The organism is Trichococcus flocculiformis (assembly GCF_963662535.1).
GTDB classification, from domain to species: Bacteria; Bacillota; Bacilli; order Lactobacillales; family Aerococcaceae; genus Trichococcus; species Trichococcus flocculiformis.
On sequence record NZ_OY759718.1, the window covers coordinates 1310470 to 1331343 of the forward strand.

21 protein-coding genes are annotated in these 20874 nt (G+C 49.4%); 14 read left to right on the top strand and 7 right to left on the bottom strand.

What is annotated here, in order from left to right; translation table 11 throughout:
* The first annotated feature begins 157 nt into the window (after window positions 1-157).
* A complete protein-coding gene (locus ACKPCD_RS06335; protein WP_321434403.1) occupies window positions 158-3043 on the top strand; it encodes a GW dipeptide domain-containing protein in 2886 nt (961 codons plus the stop codon).
* Window positions 3044-3272: 229 nt separating this feature from the next.
* Here the strand turns inward: ACKPCD_RS06335 and ACKPCD_RS06340 are convergent, their stop codons facing one another.
* Window positions 3273-3974 carry a metal-binding protein ZinT gene (locus ACKPCD_RS06340; RefSeq protein WP_321434404.1) on the bottom strand — a complete coding sequence of 234 codons (702 nt, stop codon included), beginning with the start codon at window positions 3972-3974 and terminating at the stop codon, window positions 3273-3275.
* Window positions 3975-4161: 187 nt separating this feature from the next.
* Window positions 4162-4788 carry an FMN-dependent NADH-azoreductase gene (locus ACKPCD_RS06345; protein WP_321434405.1) on the bottom strand — a complete coding sequence of 209 codons (627 nt, stop codon included), beginning with the start codon at window positions 4786-4788 and terminating at the stop codon, window positions 4162-4164.
* A gap of 194 nt (window positions 4789-4982) precedes the next feature.
* Between ACKPCD_RS06345 and ACKPCD_RS06350 the strand changes: the two genes are divergently transcribed.
* The 3 genes from ACKPCD_RS06350 to ACKPCD_RS06360 all read left to right on the top strand — a co-directional run bounded on the left by ACKPCD_RS06350 (window position 4983) and on the right by ACKPCD_RS06360 (window position 7580).
* Entirely contained in the window at window positions 4983-6140 is a 1158-nt protein-coding gene (locus ACKPCD_RS06350; protein ID WP_321434406.1) for an acyltransferase family protein, read from the top strand.
* A gap of 74 nt (window positions 6141-6214) precedes the next feature.
* A complete protein-coding gene (locus tag ACKPCD_RS06355; RefSeq protein WP_321434407.1) occupies window positions 6215-7189 on the top strand; it encodes a glycosyltransferase family 2 protein in 975 nt (324 codons plus the stop codon).
* Complete coding sequence (locus ACKPCD_RS06360) at window positions 7182-7580, top strand: GtrA family protein (protein WP_321434408.1); 399 nt, start codon at window positions 7182-7184, stop codon at window positions 7578-7580. The genes ACKPCD_RS06355 and ACKPCD_RS06360 overlap by 8 nt, the downstream gene beginning before the upstream one ends.
* Window positions 7581-7843: 263 nt before the next feature.
* Here the strand turns inward: ACKPCD_RS06360 and ACKPCD_RS06365 are convergent, their stop codons facing one another.
* On the bottom strand, window positions 7844-8605 hold the full coding sequence (locus tag ACKPCD_RS06365; RefSeq protein WP_321434409.1) for an SDR family oxidoreductase: 762 nt from the start codon (window positions 8603-8605) through the stop codon (window positions 7844-7846).
* 168 nt (window positions 8606-8773) lie between these two features.
* Here ACKPCD_RS06365 and ACKPCD_RS06370 point away from each other — a divergent pair, with 168 nt between their 5' ends.
* From ACKPCD_RS06370 to ACKPCD_RS06385, 4 genes are all read left to right on the top strand, one after another.
* Window positions 8774-9424 (top strand): YdcF family protein, encoded by a 651-nt coding sequence (locus ACKPCD_RS06370; RefSeq protein WP_321434410.1) that lies wholly within the window; start codon window positions 8774-8776, stop codon window positions 9422-9424.
* Between the two features lie 363 nt (window positions 9425-9787).
* Window positions 9788-11017, top strand: a complete 1230-nt coding sequence (locus ACKPCD_RS06375; RefSeq protein ID WP_321434411.1) for an AAA family ATPase — start codon at window positions 9788-9790, stop codon at window positions 11015-11017.
* Window positions 11007-11621: an RloB family protein gene (locus ACKPCD_RS06380; protein WP_068561032.1), complete on the top strand. Its 615-nt coding sequence runs from the start codon at window positions 11007-11009 to the stop codon at window positions 11619-11621. Before ACKPCD_RS06375 ends, ACKPCD_RS06380 begins: the two co-directional genes overlap by 11 nt.
* Window positions 11622-11734: 113 nt before the next feature.
* Entirely contained in the window at window positions 11735-11989 is a 255-nt protein-coding gene (locus ACKPCD_RS06385) for a hypothetical protein (RefSeq protein WP_086989442.1), read from the top strand.
* 233 nt (window positions 11990-12222) lie between these two features.
* Here ACKPCD_RS06385 and ACKPCD_RS06390 read toward each other — a convergent pair whose 3' ends face one another.
* The 4 genes from ACKPCD_RS06390 to ACKPCD_RS06405 all read right to left on the bottom strand — a co-directional run bounded on the left by ACKPCD_RS06390 (window position 12223) and on the right by ACKPCD_RS06405 (window position 14177).
* Window positions 12223-12933: a LysM peptidoglycan-binding domain-containing protein gene (locus ACKPCD_RS06390; RefSeq protein ID WP_321434412.1), complete on the bottom strand. Its 711-nt coding sequence runs from the start codon at window positions 12931-12933 to the stop codon at window positions 12223-12225.
* A gap of 119 nt (window positions 12934-13052) precedes the next feature.
* Window positions 13053-13286, bottom strand: a complete 234-nt coding sequence (locus tag ACKPCD_RS06395; protein ID WP_319219315.1) for a DUF2922 domain-containing protein — start codon at window positions 13284-13286, stop codon at window positions 13053-13055.
* 53 nt (window positions 13287-13339) lie between these two features.
* Window positions 13340-13546, bottom strand: coding sequence for a DUF1659 domain-containing protein (locus ACKPCD_RS06400; RefSeq protein WP_068561036.1), 207 nt, complete (start codon window positions 13544-13546; stop codon window positions 13340-13342).
* Window positions 13547-13637: 91 nt separating this feature from the next.
* The gene (locus ACKPCD_RS06405; RefSeq protein ID WP_321434413.1) at window positions 13638-14177 is read right to left on the bottom strand and encodes a sigma-70 family RNA polymerase sigma factor; all 540 of its coding nucleotides are present in this window, start codon (window positions 14175-14177) and stop codon (window positions 13638-13640) included.
* A 271-nt stretch (window positions 14178-14448) separates the two neighbouring features.
* On the opposite strand from ACKPCD_RS06405, the gene ACKPCD_RS06410 reads away from it, so the two are divergent.
* From ACKPCD_RS06410 to ACKPCD_RS06435, 6 genes are all read left to right on the top strand, one after another.
* Complete coding sequence (locus ACKPCD_RS06410) at window positions 14449-15495, top strand: competence protein ComK (protein WP_321434414.1); 1047 nt, start codon at window positions 14449-14451, stop codon at window positions 15493-15495.
* A gap of 117 nt (window positions 15496-15612) precedes the next feature.
* Window positions 15613-16425, top strand: coding sequence for a general stress protein (locus tag ACKPCD_RS06415; protein ID WP_321434415.1), 813 nt, complete (start codon window positions 15613-15615; stop codon window positions 16423-16425).
* 146 nt (window positions 16426-16571) lie between these two features.
* The gene (recX, locus tag ACKPCD_RS06420; RefSeq protein WP_321434416.1) at window positions 16572-17408 is read left to right on the top strand and encodes a recombination regulator RecX; all 837 of its coding nucleotides are present in this window, start codon (window positions 16572-16574) and stop codon (window positions 17406-17408) included.
* On the top strand, window positions 17408-18685 hold the full coding sequence (mutY, locus tag ACKPCD_RS06425) for an A/G-specific adenine glycosylase (protein ID WP_321434417.1): 1278 nt from the start codon (window positions 17408-17410) through the stop codon (window positions 18683-18685). Before recX ends, mutY begins: the two co-directional genes overlap by 1 nt.
* Window positions 18686-18808: 123 nt before the next feature.
* On the top strand, window positions 18809-19354 hold the full coding sequence (ntdP, locus tag ACKPCD_RS06430) for a nucleoside tri-diphosphate phosphatase (RefSeq protein ID WP_068561041.1): 546 nt from the start codon (window positions 18809-18811) through the stop codon (window positions 19352-19354).
* A gap of 174 nt (window positions 19355-19528) precedes the next feature.
* Window positions 19529-20662, top strand: a complete 1134-nt coding sequence (locus tag ACKPCD_RS06435) for an SGNH/GDSL hydrolase family protein (RefSeq protein ID WP_321434418.1) — start codon at window positions 19529-19531, stop codon at window positions 20660-20662.
* Window positions 20663-20874: the final 212 nt, after the last annotated feature.

Here is a 20874-nt window from a genome sequence, read left to right on the forward strand (position 1 = left end):
AAATAGTGCGGTGTCGTTACCATTACTATTAACCAAAAATTGGGGGGTGGCAAGTTGTTTTTGTCGTTAACCCCGTTAAATCAACGAAAAAATACAAAATTGAACGTCTGGCAGAGCTAAACTTTGACAGTACGGACAGATATGGAGGAGGGATACTATGAAGATTGGTCACAAAAAATACCTACGAACTTATATCGCTTTATCAAGCATTGCCGCAAGCTTGCTTGTCGGCAACAAGGTTGCTTTTGCCGAAGAAGGGGATGGCACCGTTGGGGAATCGGCGCCGATCGAATCAACAGATCCGATGCAAGCAACAGAATCATCAACGGAAGAAGAAACAGAAGCTGCAATGCCGATGCCTGTCGAAACCATTCTGGATGCTGGCGGTTACGGTGCGGATCAACTGACCGGCATGACGCAACCGAACGCGTACGTAGTTGTTTGTGCAGAAGAGAGCAAAGTCGGCGAGCAGACCGCCGATGAAGTCGGACGTTTTGCTGTTCCTTTGGGGGCGCTTCCGGATGGCACCGCTACTTTGCAGGTGAAAGTCTATAAGGATGCTACCCAAACTTTTTTGTTGGCGCAAACAGAGTGGTTGGTGCCTGTGGCTGAAGTTACAGAAGTGGTGCCTGGTGAAGAGGCAGAAGACCAGCAAACAATCCCAACCGAACCGTCTTCATCGGCTGGGCAGGAGACGCAGCCGGAAGTGACAAATGATGATAGCAATACCGAACAGACTGAAGAGAGCAATCCGGAATACACGGATACCGAACAAAACGAGGAAACGGTTCAGGCGCCTCTGCTGATTGAAACAACTGTCGCTTCAACCGCTCCGGTCGTGGAGGAAGCGAAAGGGACTTGGTATTATTATGTCCAGTCCGGTGACACGCTGCAAAAAATAGCCACGCACTACAACACAGACGTAACCAGTCTGATGCGGTGGAACCGTTTGACGAGTACACTCATCAACATCGGCCAGCTGCTGAGCGTCAACGGTACGAATGCCTATGCCGAGATCGACAAGGAAACGCGGACATTCGCCACAACAGCGGAATTCGTGAACTATCTCGGGCAGTACGCCACCGAAATCGTCAACGACTACAATCTCTACGCTTCGGTCATGGTCGCCCAAGCTTCGCTGGAGACCGCTTATGGTACCAGCAAGCTCAGCACCGTCGGCAACAATCTCTTCGGAATCAAAGGTTCATACGCCGGCAATTCGATTGTGATGCGCACATGGGAGGAAGAAAGCGACGGGTCGATCATCTGGATCGATGCCTTTTTCAGATTGTACCCTTCCTATTACGAATCAATGATCGACTATGCGGAAAAACTGCGCAACGGCGTCAGTTGGGATCCGAGCTACTACAAAGGCACCTGGAAGGAAAATACTACTAGTTATCAAGATGCTACGTTTTATTTGACGGGCCGTTATGCGACGGATTCTTCCTATTACATCAAGCTGAATGCCATCATCAGCGCTTATGATCTGACCAAATTCGACGGACCGAAGACGGTGGCGGTGAATTACAACGTAGTCGTAGCGAGCACGAATTATTCGATCGACAGCCTGCCTTGGGGTACGATCGGATATAAATATTTGGAGCCAAGTTCCAACTATTACGGCAAGGAAGTCACGGTCACGAAGCAGACGGTTGACGGACAGTACGCGCTTATTTCCTACGGCGGGAAGGAAGTCGGCTGGATCGATAGGGATGCGCTGAAGACCTTATCCACCGTCCCGGCCAGTTATACGTTACCGATCATGAACAGCGGGTACTCGATCGATTCGTTGCCGTGGGGCGAGCCGGGCTTTGTTCATGTCGGCGATACGGCGGCGTACTATGGGAAAATGGCGACGGTCATCCGGGAAACGGCGAACGGAATCTATGCCGAAATTTCGGTAGACGGAATCAAATTGGGCTGGGTCGATAAGCGGACCTTTAACGCGGCATTTCCGAGCTACAACGCGGTCATCCGAAAGGGTAGCTACTCGATCGACAGTCTGCCGTGGGGGAGTGCCGGCTACCGGACGCTTGACTGGAGCAGCTCTTATGTCGGCAAAATCGTCACTGTGATCGGCAAATCTGCGGACGGCGCCTATCTTTGTTTGGCTTACAATGGTTTGCCGCTGGGGTGGGTCGACTACCGCGCCTTCGAGAGCTTCGATGCGACCGTTGTTCATTATACAGCTGTCGTTTCCGGCACGAATTATTCGATCGACAGCCAACCTTGGGGCGAAGCGGGATACGTGTATCTGGATTCATCCGCGAATTATTACGGGAAAGAAGTCGTGGTGACGCGCAAAACGTCGAATGGGGCTTACGCGTACATTTCGCTTGACGGAAAGCCATTGGGATGGATCGACAGCAGGGGCCTGCAGAACTTTTCGACTGTTGCCATCAATTATAATCTCCCGATCATGAACGGGATTTATTCAATCGATAGCTTGCCGTGGGGTGAGCCGGGCTATACCAAGATTGCCGATGCAGCGGCTTATTTCGGGAAATTAGCCACTGTGCTACGGGAAAGCACGAACGGTGCCTACGCGGAAATCGCCATCGACGGCCAACGGATCGGCTGGATCGACAAACGGGCTTTCAGCAATGCGCGCCAGGTTTCCTATTATGCCGGCGTTTCCGGCCAGAACTATTCCATCGACAGTTTGCCTTGGGGTACTGCCGGATACCAGTATCTAAATAGCACGAACAATTATTTGGGCAGCCTCGTGAAGGTTGTTGCGGAATCCATTGATGGGAATTACAAGTTGATCCAGCTGAATGGCCAGAACTTAGGCTGGGTCGATTACCGCGCGTTGGCGACTTTGAATACGAAAGCGGTGAATTATGCCGCCACAATCCGTTCGGTCGGCTATTCGATCGATAGTCTGCCATGGGGTACACCGGGCTTCACGATGCTCGGCCTGACCAGTTCCTACTTGAATATCACTGTTCAGGTCATCCAGGAATCGGCGGACGGCCATTACGCGCTAGTGATGCTGAACGGGAAAACTTTAGGCTGGGTCGACAAGCGGTGTTTCTGATTCTGTAATGCAAAAAAACTCCGGTAGGCGGGTGCTTGCCGGAGTTTTTTTGCATATTTTTGTGACAGAGCGCCAGCTCCGGTAAGGGGCCGCTAACCGGAGGAAACACTACAAAATAGTCGCCAACTCCGGCGAAGAACCCCTCGCCGGAGGAGCGGAACGTATCAGCAATCAACTCCGGCGAAGCCGTTGCTCACCGGAGCACAGCTCCCGCTGAACGACTATCCGTTCAGTGGTGCAACATCTCCTCGACGATTTCGTCCCCATCCATCCCGGCCGGGTAGAAAGTCGGCCAGTTGTCCATCTCCTCCAAAAGCGCTGCGTGGCTATCGTCTCCCAGATAAATGTGGAAGTGCGCGGATGCGGTCGGTTCGATGATGTGATCGCTGAACTGGACGTACTTCGGTGCAGCTTCGGCATCATCCGTCCGTTCAAACAGGTAGCGGACGCCTTTTTTTCCGGATTCGTAGGTCAAAATCTGGTAACCGCTGTACGCGTAAGTTCCGGTGCGTGCGGTATCACCTTCGTAGAACGTGATCGAATCGGCGGTGATCGTCAGGCCGGTAAAGGCCGATTCGTAGCCGATGGTGTAGTATTCTTTGTATTCTTCGGCGGTCTTTTCGCCGGTGTCTTCCGCTTTATCCGTGAAGACGCTATCGAGTGTGCCATCAAGCAGGTAAGGGTAGACGGATTGCCATTCGCCTTCCCAATCGCTCAATGGGCGGTCGGCAACTTGGCTGTCCTCAAAGATACCGTTGGCGGCATCGATGGTCGCTTGGTCCTGCAGGTTGACGGGCTCGATCGTGATCTCTGCGGCAGTGGTACTGGATTCTGTGGTCTCCTCGGTTTCCGGATCGGGCTGGCAAGCCGCCAAACTCAGCACGAGCAGACTGCCGATCATCCAGCGGGTTGTTCTATGTTTTTTATTCATGTGGTCCTCCTGAAAAATAAATGATTTATAAATCGAAATGATTACGTTTTGTATTATTGCATAGTTGTGCGAAGGCTGTCAACAATAAATAAAATGATTTTGTCTGCCAAAAGTCAGGATTATGATTGAAAAAGCACAAAAAAAGACGCGCACCAGCTGGTTGCTGATGCACGTCCGAAAGATTAGATTAAAGTGATTTTGCCAGTTCTGTAACTTTAGCAAGGCCTTCTTCGATGATTGCTGCTGCTTGATCAGGAACAGCTGCATGTCCTTCGATGACAACTTCACCGATGATTTCCATTCCGAATACGCCGCCGAATACGTTGCGCATGTAGTTGACGCCCATATCCATTGGAGCCATTTCAGGAGCGGAGTAGTAGCCGCCACGAGCGTTCAATAGGATAACTTTCTTTTCAGGCATCAAAGCAACCATTGTGCCTGTTTCATCATATTTGAAAGCAAAGCCAGCTGCAAAGATGTAGTCGATGAATGTTTGCAATTTAGCCGGGATCGTCAAGTTCCACAATGGGAAGGCGAATACGATTACGTCAGCAGCAGTCACTGCATCCATTGCTTTTTGTTTTGCTGCCAAAAGGCGTGTTTCGATATCAGTCAATTCTTCGCCGACTGCCATTTTGCCGTAAGCGCCGAAAAGATCTTGGCCTAAGTATGGCATGTCTTCTGAAAAGACGTTATAAGTTGTGATGTTCAATTTTTCATTTTCTTTGGCTGCAGCCAAAAAAGTTTCATACATTTTTGAAGAAATGGCTTCCTCTGCTGGTCTGTTGTTTCCTTTTACTACTAAAACGTTCATGTGTGTTCCTCCACTTATGGTATATTTGATGCGAGTTTCATTTCACTTACCGCATGTAAGTATAGTATAACATCTCGACTTCGAAATAAATAGTGGATATGCTCAAAAAAATAAACAATTTGAATTTTCGTAACATTTGCACTAACATAGGAAGGAATATTTCGATAGTTTTGTTGATAATGGGAGTGAATGATATGCAAAAATCCGGCCAAAGCCAACGGATTGAAATCTTTGACGGTATGCGGGGATTAGCCTCGGTCATTGTCATGATTTTCCACATGGCGGTCTGGACAGTTTATGGTTACAGTGCCAATGAATACAAAATTTTTGCCAACTCATTTTGGTGGGTCGCGACACAGACACCCTTGAAACTGATCTGGGGCGGCAATGAGGCGGTGCTGGTCTTCTACATCATCGGTGGTTTCGTGCTGGCGCGGCCTTACCTGAGTGGGCGCAAGCTGGATTTCAAGCCTTTCATCATCAAACGCTGGATCCGCTTGATGCTCCCTTATGTGCTGATCATCACGGTAACGGTCATGCTGATTGCCCTATTCGGAGCTTGGAAACATGACACGATCGACTTGAGTGGTTCGTTCAATGTGAAATGGAAAAGAGTGCCTAACGCGCTGGAAATGCTGCTGTACTTTGTCGGTTATGACTACAATCTGAATATTTTGAGTGGGGCTTTCTGGAGCATGGTCCAGGAATGGCGCTTGTCTTTCATCCTGCCTTTTGTGGCAGTGGCGTTGCACCGGCATTCGACGTGGAAGGTGCTCGGCTGCTATGCCGTCCTGCAGCAGGGGATCGAGGCGTTGACGAATTGGGGCATGCGCAGCGACACAGCTTGGTTGGCGCAGCTGTCTGAATCGCTCAACCGGACGAATTATTATGCAATCTTTTTTATTATGGGAGCTGTTTTGGCGAAGCATCTGCCGGCCATCCGGACATTTGTGCAGCAGCACCGTCTTTTCCGGATCCTGTCGGCCTGTGCGATTCCGTTCTTGATTCCTAGCCAGTGGATCTTGGCGGCGCTCGGTTTATCGTTCCGGGTGCGGCATGCGCTGTTGCTGACTGGTTTGGGCATCATTTTGTTCCTGTTGTTGTGCCTGGAATCGCCGCGTTTGACGGCCTTCTTCAAATCGAAACCGCTGCTGCTCTTGGGAAAGCTGTCCTTCAGCCTGTACCTGACGCACACGACGTCGATCGTCCTCTTTGTGACGTTACTCGGCCAGATCATCCCGCCGGAAATCGCGCTGTTGCTGTCGCCGCTGTTCGCTTTGCCTGTGGCCTACTTATGGCAGAAGCATGTCGAAACATGGTGCCTCGATTTGCTGAATCATTTCAAGAAATAGACGGTCAACCTGCGCTAAGTATGATACGATAAAGGAAAGCTCAGAATTCTGAAAGAACATGCAGGGGTGGACACATGTCAAAAGATATCATTTCCATCGTCGTTCCTTGCCACAACGAGGAAGAGATGGTACCGATTTTTCATAAAGAAATAACAGCGGTCAGCGACCAGTTGCCGGATGCCGTATTTGAACTGATTTTCGTGAACGACGGCTCGAAGGATGCCACTCTGGCTGAATTGAAGCGATTGGCTTCTTTGGATGAACGCGTGCACTACCTTTCCTTTTCGCGCAATTTCGGCAAAGAAGCGGCGATGGTGGCGGGGCTGCGCCACGCGACCGGGAATTACGTCGCCGTGATGGATGCCGATCTCCAGGACCCACCGGCTCTGCTGGTGGAGATGGTTACCCTGATCCGCACAGGCGAATACGACTGCATCGGCACGAAACGAGTCGACCGCAAAGGCGAACCGCCGATCCGATCCTTTTTCGCGCGGCAGTTCTACCACCTGATCAACCGCATCTCCGATACCGAGATCGTCGACGGGGCCCGGGATTTCCGGCTGATGACGCGCCAGATGGTTGATGCGGTCCTTGAGATGACCGAATACAACCGTTTTTCGAAGGGAATCTTCAGTTGGGTCGGCTTCGAGACGAAGTACCTGTCCTACGAAAATCAAGAACGCGTCGCCGGCAAGACGACTTGGTCGTTCTGGAGCCTGTTCAAATATTCGCTGGACGGAATTGTGGCCTTTTCCGAGGCACCGTTGGCGATCGCGGCTTTTACCGGTTTCCTGTCGTTCGCCGTTGCGATTTTGGCAGCTTTGATCCTGACAGTGCGGACACTGGTTTTCGGCAACGCAACTTCCGGCTGGACTTCGCTTATCGTTATCATCTTAGGGATGGGCGGCTTGCAATTGCTCTGTCTGGGGATCCTTGGTAAATATCTGGGGAAAACCTTCATGGAGACGAAGCGGCGTCCGCTCTATATATTGAAGGAGACGGACGATGCCTTGCCGACTGGTCGCAAGGAGGAGCAGAACGATGACTAAAGTGTTGGCTCAAGTGGCAAAATTCGGACTCGTCGGTGTCGTGGCGACGGTACTGGATTTTGTGGTTTTGTTTGTTCTGGCCGACTTCATCGGCCTGCATTACTTGACGGCCGCTGCGTTGGCGTTTGTTGCGGCGACGTTGTTCAATTACGCGGCGAGCATGCGCTACGTGTTCACGAGCCGCTTTGGCGAAGCTGAGAAGCGCCAGGAATTGTTGCTCTTCTTCACTCTAAGTGTCATCGGCCTGGGCTTGAACCAAGTGCTGATGTGGGTGTTCGTTGATCAAGTGGCGTTGCATTACCTGGTGGCCAAGATTGCCGCGACTGTGTTCGTGATGGCCTGGAATTTCATTTCGCGGAAGATTTGGCTGGAGGATAAGAATGCAGGATGAAGAAAAGCGTGGTTTGGGACCGGAACTCCGGCGACAGCATGGTTGGCCGGAGCTGGAGGTACCCTGCGAGCACCAGCTCCGGTAGGCCGGTTTTCGTCGTAGTTGGAGTCGGAAACGCGTCGCCAGCTCCGGCGAAGACCTCTTTCGCCGGAGCTGTGGTTCCAATTATCAAGCGGGCAACACAGACATAAGAAAAAACGAATGCGGCTGTTCCTCACAAAGGAGGCAGTCGCATTCGTTTTTTTTGTGAGAGTAACCAAAAATCAGTAGCTGGTCCAGCCGCCGTCAACGGTCACGACAGATCCATTGACGAAACTGGCATCGTCAGAAGCCAGAAAGAGCGCAACGGAAGCGATCTGCTCGGGCATTCCGAAGGCTGGATTAATGGCCATGCCGACGCCGGTTGTTTCCTGGCCAAATGTGCTGATGTTGCCCATTGACTGGGCGATATTGGTGACGACAGCTCCTGGGGCGATTGCGTTGCAGCGGATACCTTTTTTTGCGTACATGAAGGCCGTGTTTTTGGTCAGTCCTATGACAGCATGTTTGGAAGCGACATAAGCCGCACCGGCACGACCTCCCTGAAGACCTCCGATTGAGGCGATATTGATGATATTACCATGGCCTTGTTCCAGGAAATATTGGATGGCTTTACGGCTTGCATTCATCGGGCCGTTGACATTGACGGCGAAGACACGGTCCCACCGCGCATTTGTGACTTCTCCGACCGGTTCGAAGCCGTCCATGATGCCGGCATTATTGATGAGGTTATCCACTTTACCGAAGAAAGTGATTGCAGTGTCAATCATGGCATTTATGTCGGTTTCGATGGAGACATCGGTTTTGATGGCAGTTGCAGCGTCAGGGGTTTGCGTGTTGATTTCACTTGCGACTTTTTCGGCACCTTCGAAGTTATAATCGGCAACGACCACTTTTGCGCCTTCTTTAGCAAACAGGCGACAGATGGCTTCGCCCATACCCGAAGCGCCTCCAGTCACAACAGCGACTTTGTTCATCAGTTTCATGTCGTTCTCCTCCTTATGCCTTGCTGGTCTAATTATATCACGACAACGCTTACAAGTTTGAGGTGACGATCCACTCAAAATAAAAAATATAAAAAGCGATGGCATATTTCCACATTTCAGATAAAATAGAGTGATAATAAGGTGAGGAAAGGGTGTGGAGAGCAGAAGATGGCAAATTATCCATTCGACAAGGAGCGCAGCCTCCTGAAGACGGACGAATCGACCAGAATAACGATGTTGCTGCTGAATGTATTTCTGATCGTGACTGCCGTATCTTTGACAATCAGCTTCTACATCCTCGCCAATCTGGAAATCAATGAGGAACCGGTCGTTTCCGACATCATCATCGTACCTGAAGGCGCGCCGGAACGAGGAGTCAAGGCCTCAGAACTGTTGGAAGCAGGTTATTCCGAATCCGGCAAGATCATCGTTTCTCCGCTGCTTGTGGATGCTGAACTATTGCATCTGCAGCCCTACGGCGAACTTGGGATGATGGATGATGATATACTGGCGGATTACCAAGCGACCAGTACGTGGACCAATGCCATATACAGTATCGCGTTGATGGAAGAAAATGGTTTAGACACAGCGATTGTTGTGTCGAGCGATTATCACATGAACCGGGTCAAGTACAGCTTCGAGAAAGCTGCAAAAGGAAAGGATATGACATTCATCTATGTGTCAGCTGGCGGTCCGTACGGCTTGCCATGGATCGAAACCCAGCTCGGGAGACGCCTAGCGCAGCATGAAATCTTTAAAACAATCGGTTATTGGCTAGGTTTGTATCATTTCATCGATATCGGCGAAGGCGGCTCTTAATGGGGAGTGCGTCTTTTTTTATGGTTCGGGGTACCTGATTTCCGGTAAGATGGTGGCTCGCCGGAGATTGGGTGTGGATTCACCAGCTCAACTCCGGCGAGGAAGCCTTGAGCGGAGAACGACGCCTAATTCCTTGCCGCTCCTCCGGCGAGGCAAACGTTCCCCGGAGCTGGAGAGCCCCTCCCCCCGGATTTGTTCGCCGCAGTGTGATATTCGCTGATGATGCAAACATCCACAAATTCCCTACAAATCCGCGCCTTTGTATCCGTTTGCAAAAATGTTATCCGCTTTTGCATTCTTGACGGTTATTCTTAGAAGAAAAGCCGCCAGGGTGCTATACTTTTTGGTATAGGAGGTGTCGAGATGCTTGTAGAAATAGTGATGGAGAATTTTTTTTCCTTTAAAGATGAGGCTACCTTTTCGATGGTCGCCAGCCCGATCGGCGAACACCCGGAGTCCGTCTATGGCAAAAACAATATCGCTGTGACAAAATTGGCGACGATCTATGGGGCGAATGCCAGCGGGAAAAGCAATCTGCTGAAGGCCATGAAGATGATCCAGGAAGGCCTACTGTTGCAGAAGTGCTCATCCAGGGAATGGCTCGACCATATCGAACCGTTCCATCTGGATGCGCGCACCGAGAAAAAGGATACGATGTTGGAAGTAAGTTTTCTTTTGGACGGGAAGCTTTATCGCTATGGTTTTTTCGTCAACCGCAAACGGGTTACCGAAGAATTCCTTTACCTGGAAGGCGACGAGCAGAAGGATCTGTTTTTCCGGAATGCGACCGGCCAGATCGCCGGTGGGGAATGGGCTGAAATGTTCCGCGACATCATTTTGGACGATACGCGTTTGGCCTTGTCTTCGTTGCTTTCCGCTCCTGAATCAGCTGAACATCCGGAACTGAAACTGTTCATAGAATGGTTCACGGAGATGCGCATCATCCTCGACACTTCGAAAATCGGATTGTCGATTTCGATGGCGAAGATGCACCTGTCAAAATACAAGCATAATCTCTTGGCCTTGATTCAGGTGGCCGATCCGTCTATTCAGGATATTGTTGTTCACGAATTGGAAAATTCGCGCAATGGGAGGCCGGAACTTGCCTTTTTTGTCGTCAAGACACGGCGCAATGAAGCCGGGGAATCGGAGCTCCATTGCGAAAATTTCCGTTTCCAGGATACCGAATCGGCAGGTACGGTCAAGCTTTTGGCTTTGGCCGGTCCGATCATCGAGGCGCTCGAAAAAGGTGGACTGTTGATGGTCGATGAAATGGACACGCAATTCCACACTTTGATGACGCGCTACGTGCTGGAACTTTTTTCCGGCGACGTCAACGATAAGGGAGCGCAGATGATATACTCGACGCACGATATCACGAACCTTTCCAGCAACCTTTTCCGCAGGGATCAAGTCTGGTTCGTGGAAAAGGATACGTACAGCGCCAGCCACCTGACTTCCTTGGTTGAATATCGTTTTGATGACGAGGAAAGGAAGAATAGTTTTGAATTTTACCGCAACTACCTGAACGGCAAATATGGGGCAATCCCATTTCCTCGGCCGTTGGATTGGTGGGTCGACAATGGAAAATAGAAGAAGAGAACACAAGAAAAAATTTGAACGGCCGGTCGGAACGAAAAGGCCGGAAAAAACTTTCCTGATTCTTTGCGAAGGCACTAAAACCGAACCGAACTACTTCCGCAGTTTTCACGTCATCTCGGCGCAGGTCGAAATCGTTGGTACAGCGATGAATACGATGTCTTTAGTCAACCATGCGCGAGAGGTCGTCAAGGATCGACCGGACGAATATGATGAAATTTGGCTGGTATTCGATAAGGATTCATTTGACCGGGATATCTTCAATGAAGCCGTCTTTTTCTGTGAAACGCATTACCGGCAAGGCTTCCGTGCCGCCTACAGCAACGAAGCTTTCGAAATCTGGTATCTGCTGCATTTTGAGCTGATCAAAAAATCGATTTCACGTTTCCATTATCCTGATATGCTGTCGAAACGACTGGGATTTTTCTACAAAAAAAATCATCCGCATATGTATAACGTACTATTATCAAGGCAGCCGGCAGCCATCCAGAACGCCAAGAAACTCTACAGTCAGCGCTCGCCGTCGCCTGCCCGCGACAATCCATCCACGACCGTTTTCATGCTGGTCGAGGAGCTGAACAAGCATCTGAGGAAATAATTTAAAAAAGTTCAAAAATAAAAAAGCTGGAACGATTTTTTGCGAATAATACCAGTGTAGGTCTTATCAAGCAGGTAAGGCCACTTAAAAAGACAAAAGGGGATTGATTGCATATGTTCATGACACCGGTATTGGGAATGGATTTCTTGGAGGATAAGAAAGGGGTCGTCATTCATTTTGTCGAAGACGACACATTAGCGGAGGAGTATCTGTTCGAAACAACCGATGAGGCAGCCGCGTTTTTCAGAAGCTGCCAAAACTTGTGCGAGGAGGTCAAAGAGGAACCGCTAGAGGTCCAATATGCCCTCATCAGAGAGTTTTTGGATCTGGACATCGGAAAATTCAACTACGAACGCGCTTATTATTGATAAACATAAGAAAAAGAAGGCCAGCCCCGGAATGATTCGGGGCTGGCCTTCTTTTTGGCGCCGGAATTGGCGCCCTCAGCTCCGGCGAGGGGTCGGATCGCCGGAGGACACCGGTAATGATGGGCTTCATCTTCGACGAAGCCTGCCTCATCGGAGCAGGAATCAAAAATGTGGACTGAACTGCGGCGAAGCCTACGTTCTCCGGAGCAGACCATTTCCGGCGGTAGGCAGGCTCAGTACTGGCGCACCTTCAATTGCTGTCCAATCAAGATCAGATTGCCCGACAGCTGGTTCAGCTGCTTTAGCGTAGCTGGGGTCGTTCCATATTTGCGCGACAAGCCCCAGAGCGTGTCGCCTTTCACGACACGGTGCAGCAGGAACGTGCCGGGTGCGCTGGCAAGGGGAGGCAGCGCGGAGAGGCCGGCCTCGATATCCTGACGAAAGCGGGCCTGCGATATACCCCAACTCGCGAGGTAGCCGTCCGGATCGGTATGATCGGTCCCACCGACATTTTTGGAAACCCAGGAATGGGTTTTGATGCCTTTGTCATGTACGCTCGCTCCGCTGTTCAGCGTGCAGGGAATGCTTGCTTCCAGCGCTAATTTCTGCAGCAGCCATACGTAGGCTTTGTAGTCCTGTTCAAAGATGGAGCGATTGTTCGTCCGCGCCAGCTCGACTTGGGCATAGGCATAACCGTTCGCTTTCGGGCCGACACCCCATTGGACTTTGCCGGCGTTGGCGATCTGGATTATTTTCCCGCCTCCGCCGACCCAATGGGAAACGAAGGCGTTTTGCCAGTTGCGCAGCATGTAACTGACTTCGTTCTCGAGGCTATTTTTGCCGACGTTGTTCGGATTGCCGGACTCGTGGGCGATGATCAGGTTGCTTGCGGTGAGTGGATTCTGGTAGATGGAAAAGATGCGTTTTTCGATCGTGTAGTTCATACTATTCCTCCTCTAATTTGTAAAACAGCCGCCCGGAATCGCATCCGGGCGGCTGTCTGTTGTTGATGAAAACTTAAGTTGTCCAGCAGTCCAAGCGGCTTGTACTGCTTTTCTTATTTTTATTCGGCTTCGGCGATCAGGTCGGTGATGGTGCGTTCCACGTAGCGGGCGCTGTTGACTGCGGTGAAGGGGTTGATGCCTTTCACTTCGAACGCGTTCAGGCCGATGATTGCGTCCATTGCTGGTTGCAGTTCAGCCGCTGTCAACCCACTTTTCGGGTTCTTGACACTCAAGTTGCGGGTTTTCCCGTCGGCCGTCAAAAATTTCAATTCCAAGGTTACTGTTGTCGTCATGTTCATTTCCTCCTAGATGTCTGATGAGTGCTTATCGTTCTGTTTCGGTTGGCTTAAGCGATGGAGTAGCGGTTCTTTTCGACGACGACTGCGTAAGCAGCGGGCAGGTCGACAAGACCGGATACGGCTGATTGGAAGGATTGTACTTGTTCAGCTGTGACACCTGGTTTCAGGTTCGCGAATGACTGTTTGACTTCCTTCTCGTTTGCAAAATCATTGAAATAAAGCTCGATGTTTCCTTCTTCGTATTGTTTCACCATTTGGCATTCCTCCATTTTCTTTTCTGGTAAGTGTCATGACTGCTTACACCTATAACGACGAAAGGGGATAGGCAATGTGTAACCCCGTCTTTCAGGCCTTCAAAAAAGGGGTGGCTTTGGTTTGGATCTGGCGTCTTCTTTTGTAGAGCGTTTTGCGCGAAATGCGTTGTTTTTTTGCGATTTCGGTGATGTTCAGCCCCTCGAGCGCGTCCCGCAGATAGGCATTCTCCTCGGCTGTCAGACAGGCGCAAAGGCGTTGCAGCAAATCCGCTTGCTCGAATTGGTCTTCAAACGAAGTTGTGCTGGAGACTTCCTCCAGCTCTTCTTCGCAAAGGTAGGCTTCACGGCTTACTTTTTTCTGTTCCTTGCGGATTTGGTCCAGGAAAGTCCAATGGATTTTTTGTTTGGCATAGCTGACGAACAAAAAGCTGTTCTCGGTCACGAGCGCATCCTTCAGGCACGTTTCGTACGTGTCAAAAAGGGTGATCAACCCTAATTGATAGAAGTCGTCGTAGTCGTTGTGGTCCGGATACCGGTTGATTTTTTTCAGACAATGATGGATGACACCCGCGTACAGGTCGCACAATTGGGTGGCGGCTTCATCGGTGCAGATTCTTTTTTTCATATTCATGGCGTTGCCTCCGTATGTAGTGGATGGCGTGATGCAGGGGAGAGCCCTGTGCATGCTCATCACGGCCTCGGCAAGCTTGCTGATGCCTATATTATCGATCCGGAGGCGGCAAGGTCAAAACTGCAAATGCGGCAAAAAAGAAGAAAAATGCGGTACTGGTCATCTATTTGCAGACGAATTTAACGGATATGCGATAAAATGTAAGCGCTTCTATATCATTCGAGTTGAAAGTAGTATATATTTTTATTAAACATTTAATTTGGGGGATTTTATGGAAAAGAAGACGGGAAAAAACTATTCGAATAATCAGAAACGGCAAGCGGATGAGCAACCGATGATGGAGCAACGCGGTAAAAATAGTGTCGGAAAATCAACAGCAGAATTATTGGCGCAAGCATTCACGAATGGAGCAATAGAGGAAAAAAATGCAGGCCCCTCTTTTGATATCGAACTGTGGGAAACGATCCTTTCGGGTCTGCGGACGTCTTTGCAGGAATCCACATCGGCCCAGAGTCAGAAAGAAACGGAGGAGCCTTTCTTCGTTTTGCTCGATCCAGTAAGTACCCAGCCTTATTTGGATCGCGCTTGGGCTTTGGATCGGTTTGTGCTGGATGACTCATTTCTGTACATTATGAGCTTGGACCCGCAACTGCACCAGACCGACTTCCGCACGCTCATTTTTTTCAAAGACGGTCGCCTCATCAAAACGCGCGAAAACAGCAACAATGTGATGTTCTCTTTGTTTGAACTGATTGGTTTCGATTATGATTTCATTCGCGGGATCTCCACACGGGTCAGCGGCAAGGATACCCATTGTGTTCCCTATATTTTTGGGAGGTACCGATTTTTGCCGTTGAGCGGTCCGACCCGCAAAAACAGTTCCTGGATCAATCTTTCAAAGGTGCTGCATTCCCGGACTTTAAAAGGGGAAAAGGGAGTGGAAGTCCACTTCGTGAATCAGCATGTTTTCCACTTACCGGTGCGTCCGCAATTTTTCACCGAAAAAGTCAAACAAGCCAGCCAAACCGTTCATCGCCAAAATCACCTTTTGCACAGCGTCCTGACAAATTTCGATTACGCTGATGGAATAAAAGAAGAGCGCAAGCACAATTTGCTTGGGAATGCGTTACACGCCAATGCGGCTCGGCTTTCGACGATTCCGATGGATGAATATATCCAAATTGTTCAGTTTTCTTTGGCTGAAACGGCTTTGCGCCATCCTTCGTTGCGTGACAACCCGGTTGCGGACGAGGCGCTGCATCTGCTGCGGGAGAATCTGTATGGGGGACTTCCCCATTTAAGGAATGCACCCATCTGATCAGCGGTGCCGGGTAAAGTTTAGTATGATGGGAAAATAGGCTATCATTTGTGATTCAGGTTGAAGTATTTTACAATGAGTTCAAAGAATAAATCTTCAGTCATGGGAGGAATCGTTATGGACAAGAGAATCGAAGGTACCTTTGCTAATCAGGAAATGTTGCTTGATGAAATTACGCATCTGATTAAGCATGAGGGCTATGCGCCTGAGCAACTGCTGGTCATCACCCGCAACGGAAAAAGCAATTTCATCACGGAAGAGACGGCTGTACAAGTTATCGTAACCGGCGAAGACCGTGAGGAGGACTCCTTATGGGACAAAATCGTTAAGTTCTTTACGGTGGATTTGGAAGAGGAAGAGGAGGAAGCCATTTTCGAGCGCTACGGCATTGACGAGGATACGTACGAACGGTTTGAGGATGCTTTGGATGATGGGGAATTGTTGCTGCTGATCGATGATGCCGCTCCGATCAATGATGAACATGCCGAATTTCTCGTGCGCGATGGCATTTTGCCTGACGAAAAAGCCGTCCCTGTTGCAGCCGTCACTGCCACGAAACCGGATTGGGCATCCGCCGATAGCGAAGAAGCCGGCGATGTTCCGGCTCATTCAATCGAAGCCGAGAAACAGCTCGAAGTCACCGAAGTTGCAGCTGCGTCGCCGACACAACCAGCCGATGTGACCGACGACATCACCGGACAACGCATCGAAGCTGAAACGGTGGCGGATCCTGCAATGGCGGAAGACAGTCACCGTCTACCGGAAATGCAGTTTGACAAAGATGACTCCTTGCCGGAACTGGAAGAAGAGAAGGAACAGTTTTCCAAAGACCCATTTGGAGGAGACACGGTTGCTGCAGAAACCGGTGAAGATGCGGAAGATATCGAGCCTGATTATGAAGAGACGGATAAACCGAAACCGGCTCTGTGATTGACAGAAACACCCAGGGCTGCCTCGAAAGAATGAGGCAGTCCTGGGTGTTTTTAGCACGCGGCGGGGATTTCGAACATACGTTTTGTTCCTTTCGGATTTTGTGTGTATAATAGCAAGTGAGATTCGCCGAAAGGATGTAGAGAATGGACCATACCGAAGAAGAGGCTGAGAAATTGCCTGTTGTCACAAAAATAACTATCCAGAAAAAACGCAAGGACCGCTTCAATGTCTTCATCGACGGAGAGTACGCCTTTCCGATATCGGAAGCTGTATTGATCAAGGTTGGTTTGCATAAAGGCATGACGCTCACAAAAGAGCGCAGCGCTGAAATCGAGAAGGAAAATTACGATTACATGGCTTACACGACAGCCGTCAATTACCTGTCCTACAGCCTGCGCAGCGAGAAAGAAGTCCGCAAGAAACTGCTCGACGAAGAAATCAGTCCGGACGCAATCGAACGTGCGCTGACGCGGCTGGTGGATCAGAATTACGTCAATGACCGAATCTATGGCGAAAGCTACACGCGCACGGCGGCTAACCTGAACCTGAAGGGACCGCAGCTCATCGCCAACGAACTGAAAGGAAAGGGCTTATCTGAAGAAGACATCGCCTTTTCCCTGAAACAATATCCGCATGAACTGCAGCTGGAAAATGCTCAAACGATTGCCGAGAAGCAACTGCGCAAACAAAGCCGGGTTTCTTCGCATGAAGCGGCATCAAAGATCCGTCTCCATCTGCATCAAAAAGGCTATCCTTCCGATATCGTCCTGGAAGTGATGGGCGAGATCGAAACGGAGAAAGAGGAAGAGGATGAAATGGCCGCATTGCGCCTGCAAGGGGACAAGCTTTGGCGCCGTTATGAACGCAAAGCGAAAGGCCGTGAGCTGCACCAAAAAGTCAGGTCTGGCCTTTACCAAAAAGGTTACCCGGGAGAATTGATCTCCGCCTATATCGAAGAAAAGGAACAGGAAGCTGAATAATGACAAATTTGGAACACGAAAAAATATTCAAAGCAGCCGGCATCGAAATGTGGCCGGCGGAGAAAATACAGGCTTTCCGCAAAGCGCTGTTGGACTGGTACGACAAAGAGAAACGCGATCTGCCTTGGCGCCGGACGAGCGATCCCTACAGCATCTGGGTTTCGGAAATCATGCTGCAGCAGACACGGGTGGATACGGTCATCCCGTATTATCATAATTTCCTGGATAAATTCCCGGACATCGCAGCGCTGGCGTCAGCGCCGGAAGACGCGATCCTGAAGGCGTGGGAAGGGCTGGGTTATTATTCTCGTGTCAAGAACATGCAGAAAGCGGCGCAACAGATCGTCGCCGATTACAATGGTGTTTTCCCTAAGAATCCGCAGGAAATCGCTAAGCTGAAGGGCATCGGACCGTATACAGCAGGCGCCGTCTCCAGCATCGCTTTCCAGATACCGGAGCCGGCAGTCGACGGAAACGTCATGCGCGTCATGAGCCGGTTGTTCGAAATCGATGCCGACATCGCCAAACCAGCCAGCCGGAAAATTTTTGAAGCGGTCGTGCGGGAACTGATCGACCCGGAGCGACCAGGCGACTTCAATCAAGCGTTGATGGATCTGGGCTCGAGCATCTGTTCGCCGCTGAATCCGCAGCCTGAAATCAGCCCGATCAAGGCCTTCAATGCCGCCTACAAAAACGGGACGATGCATCTTTATCCGGTCAAAAGCAAAGCGAAAAGACCGGTACCGATGAATCTGCAGGGTATCATCCTGCAAAACAAGGAAAAGCAGTTCCTTTTGGAGAAGCGTCCGAGCAGCGGGCTACTGGCGGATTTTTGGACGTTTCCGTTGATCCAACTGGATCTCGATGCGATACCCGGAACAGTGGCTGCGGAACCAGAATCGGCGGCCAGCATCCAGACGGAACTGCTGGTTGCGGAGGAATTCCAGAAGTTGACAGAAACTGCAAACAAATCCGACAAAAAGCTGCCCTCCTTTAACCAGATCGAAGCGAAGCTTTCCGAAGTTGTGGCTGAGAAATACGGCTTGAAGCCGGTCTGGTTGAAGGCGGAGACGGGATCTGTCAATCATGTTTTCAGTCATATAAAATGGCACATCACCGGCTATTACGGACGCGTATTAACGAAAGAGGATAGCCGTTTACCCGAACAATGCCGTTGGGTCAGCGAAAATGATTTTGCCGATTATGCATTCCCGGTGCCGCAGCAAAAAATGTGGCAACAATTCAAGCAACAGACCCGAAAAGAATTTGGCTTATAATGGCTAAAATTTCGCAATCCATTTCCATTCTATGATATACTGTTCAATGAACTGAAAGTTGAGAGTTCCGCCGAAATAATTTCCGGCGAGGGCTCAAATAGTTGAAGAAAGTTGGGCACCGTGATGCATAATCCTCGGGAGGGAGAATTCATCACCATAAAGAGTTATAAGCATGACGGCAGCCTGCATCGAACGTGGCGTGACACCATGGTATTAAAAACTAGTGACCAATCCATAATCGGCTGTAATGATCACACCTTAGTAACGGAAGCAGATGGGCGTCGCTGGGTCACCAGAGAGCCTGCATTGTTGTATTACCATAAGCATTATTGGTTCAACATCGTCACCATGATCCGCCAAAAGGGTGTCTCCTACTATTGCAATCTGGCATCGCCTTATGTGATCGACCAGGAAGCATTGAAGTACATCGATTATGATTTGGACATTAAAGTTTTTCCTGATGGTGAAAAACGTTTGCTTGATGTAGATGAGTATGAATTGCATCGAAATCGCATGAATTACCCAAAAGAGATCGACCATATCCTGAAGGAGAACGTCAAGATTTTGGTGAGCTGGATCAACGAAGAAAAAGGTCCATTCTCCAAGGAATACGTCGACTTATGGTATGAGCGGTACTGTCAGCTGTCGCATAATCAGCAAAACTCGTGATGAATCCAAAATAATAAAAAACCAGTCGAGCGTAATGATCGGCTGGTTTTTTATCGGAAATGTGCGCTAACTCAAAAAAATACCGTGCATTAACACAACCGTTATATTATTATAAATATATCTGTAATAAAGAGTCAATATTTGAAATACGATTAAAATATTGGAGGAATCAGAATGAAAAAAAAGGAAATAGTGCTTGTTTCCATCATGGGTATCCTTACGATTGCCATTGTTCTTTTTGGATATAAATACGCGGCCGGTAAAAAAGAGGCTTTATTGAACGAAGGTGAAAAACAGACGGAAACAGTTTCTGAAGTGGTTTCCTCGCAAGAGTCAATTGTCGCAGAGAGCGACACATCCGAAGCGTATGCGCAGTTCTTGGCCGCTTTTGCTGAGAACCGAAGCAATGCATCGGTTGTTGATTATCTGCAGTATGTCCATCATCATACGAAGGAAGTCAATGTCGTCTTTTTCGGTGCCGTGGCAGCAGATGCAGCTTGGGCCAAGTCCGCCATTGCCGGTATTCAGACAGATTTTCCGCTAGAAAACCTGTCGACTTCTTTCTTCAGCTACCCTTCTGATAGCAGCTCGGTTTATCTGAGTAGCCAGTATGTTCAGGAAATGGTCGCCAGCAATCCGGATGTCATTTTTTACACGATCCCGACGAAAACCGATCAAGTGGTTGATATCAGTTTGGTGGATTCGACGCAAAACATCTACAAGATTTATGATGAAATCAGGGCTGCTTTGCCTGATACGCTGATCGTCTTGGTGACGCCACCTCCGGCAGAGTCCAAAATGGCTGATTGGAATTCACGTTCCTTGGATTATCGGAACTATACCAATAATCTGGTGGAAGAAAATGCAGCTTTCACTGTTCCGTTGTATGACCTGCATGCAGATTTCTTAGCTGAGTTGACGAACCGCAGCGAAACGTTGGCCAACTATATGGATGCAGCTGGTTTGGAATTGAACGAAACCGGACAGCAACTTTATGGAGAACTCTTTGCCAACAGCCTACGAACAAAAATGGTCGATACTACGGCCGGTCTGTATGTTGAAGGTGAAAAGCCTGCCTACACACCTATTGCTCCATCATTGGTCGTTCCGGTGGCGCCAGTCACTGTAACCGAGGAGCCAGTTATCGAAGAGGAAGTGTACGAAGCACCGGTTTATCAAGTGCCGACCTACGTTGCGCCAACTTATGATTATGTAGAGCCAGTCGTTGAACCAACAGTTCCTCCGGAAGAGCCGAGTGATCCTTCATTTGATCAGGTAATAGATGGAGCAGAAGCTGTAGCTGAGTAACGTTAAGATGGCATCAACAGTGTAGGTTCGAACACAAGCCTTACCAATAAATCACAGAATATAAAGCTCGCATGTATCGGATTGTCCAGTATAAGCGAGCTTTTTAGTGGTTTTTTCGTGTTTCCGCTCACAATAAAGTGGATAAGTCAACCTGCCAGCATCTGTACTTCACAAATCATCTCAGTTAGGATAACACAAAAACATTATTGTTT

Coding starts and splice junctions, on each gene's coding strand:
- ACKPCD_RS06335 (WP_321434403.1), top strand. CDS start 158: ATGAAGATTGGTCACAAAAAATACCTACGAACTTATATCGCTTTATCA.
- ACKPCD_RS06340 (WP_321434404.1), bottom strand. CDS start 3,974: ATGAATAAAAAACATAGAACAACCCGCTGGATGATCGGCAGTCTGCTC.
- ACKPCD_RS06345 (WP_321434405.1), bottom strand. CDS start 4,788: ATGAACGTTTTAGTAGTAAAAGGAAACAACAGACCAGCAGAGGAAGCC.
- ACKPCD_RS06350 (WP_321434406.1), top strand. CDS start 4,983: ATGCAAAAATCCGGCCAAAGCCAACGGATTGAAATCTTTGACGGTATG.
- ACKPCD_RS06355 (WP_321434407.1), top strand. CDS start 6,215: ATGTCAAAAGATATCATTTCCATCGTCGTTCCTTGCCACAACGAGGAA.
- ACKPCD_RS06360 (WP_321434408.1), top strand. CDS start 7,182: ATGACTAAAGTGTTGGCTCAAGTGGCAAAATTCGGACTCGTCGGTGTC.
- ACKPCD_RS06365 (WP_321434409.1), bottom strand. CDS start 8,605: ATGAAACTGATGAACAAAGTCGCTGTTGTGACTGGAGGCGCTTCGGGT.
- ACKPCD_RS06370 (WP_321434410.1), top strand. CDS start 8,774: ATGGCAAATTATCCATTCGACAAGGAGCGCAGCCTCCTGAAGACGGAC.
- ACKPCD_RS06375 (WP_321434411.1), top strand. CDS start 9,788: ATGCTTGTAGAAATAGTGATGGAGAATTTTTTTTCCTTTAAAGATGAG.
- ACKPCD_RS06380 (WP_068561032.1), top strand. CDS start 11,007: ATGGAAAATAGAAGAAGAGAACACAAGAAAAAATTTGAACGGCCGGTC.
- ACKPCD_RS06385 (WP_086989442.1), top strand. CDS start 11,735: ATGTTCATGACACCGGTATTGGGAATGGATTTCTTGGAGGATAAGAAA.
- ACKPCD_RS06390 (WP_321434412.1), bottom strand. CDS start 12,933: ATGAACTACACGATCGAAAAACGCATCTTTTCCATCTACCAGAATCCA.
- ACKPCD_RS06395 (WP_319219315.1), bottom strand. CDS start 13,286: ATGACGACAACAGTAACCTTGGAATTGAAATTTTTGACGGCCGACGGG.
- ACKPCD_RS06400 (WP_068561036.1), bottom strand. CDS start 13,546: ATGGTGAAACAATACGAAGAAGGAAACATCGAGCTTTATTTCAATGAT.
- ACKPCD_RS06405 (WP_321434413.1), bottom strand. CDS start 14,177: ATGAATATGAAAAAAAGAATCTGCACCGATGAAGCCGCCACCCAATTG.
- ACKPCD_RS06410 (WP_321434414.1), top strand. CDS start 14,449: ATGGAAAAGAAGACGGGAAAAAACTATTCGAATAATCAGAAACGGCAA.
- ACKPCD_RS06415 (WP_321434415.1), top strand. CDS start 15,613: ATGGACAAGAGAATCGAAGGTACCTTTGCTAATCAGGAAATGTTGCTT.
- recX (WP_321434416.1), top strand. CDS start 16,572: ATGGACCATACCGAAGAAGAGGCTGAGAAATTGCCTGTTGTCACAAAA.
- mutY (WP_321434417.1), top strand. CDS start 17,408: ATGACAAATTTGGAACACGAAAAAATATTCAAAGCAGCCGGCATCGAA.
- ntdP (WP_068561041.1), top strand. CDS start 18,809: ATGCATAATCCTCGGGAGGGAGAATTCATCACCATAAAGAGTTATAAG.
- ACKPCD_RS06435 (WP_321434418.1), top strand. CDS start 19,529: ATGAAAAAAAAGGAAATAGTGCTTGTTTCCATCATGGGTATCCTTACG.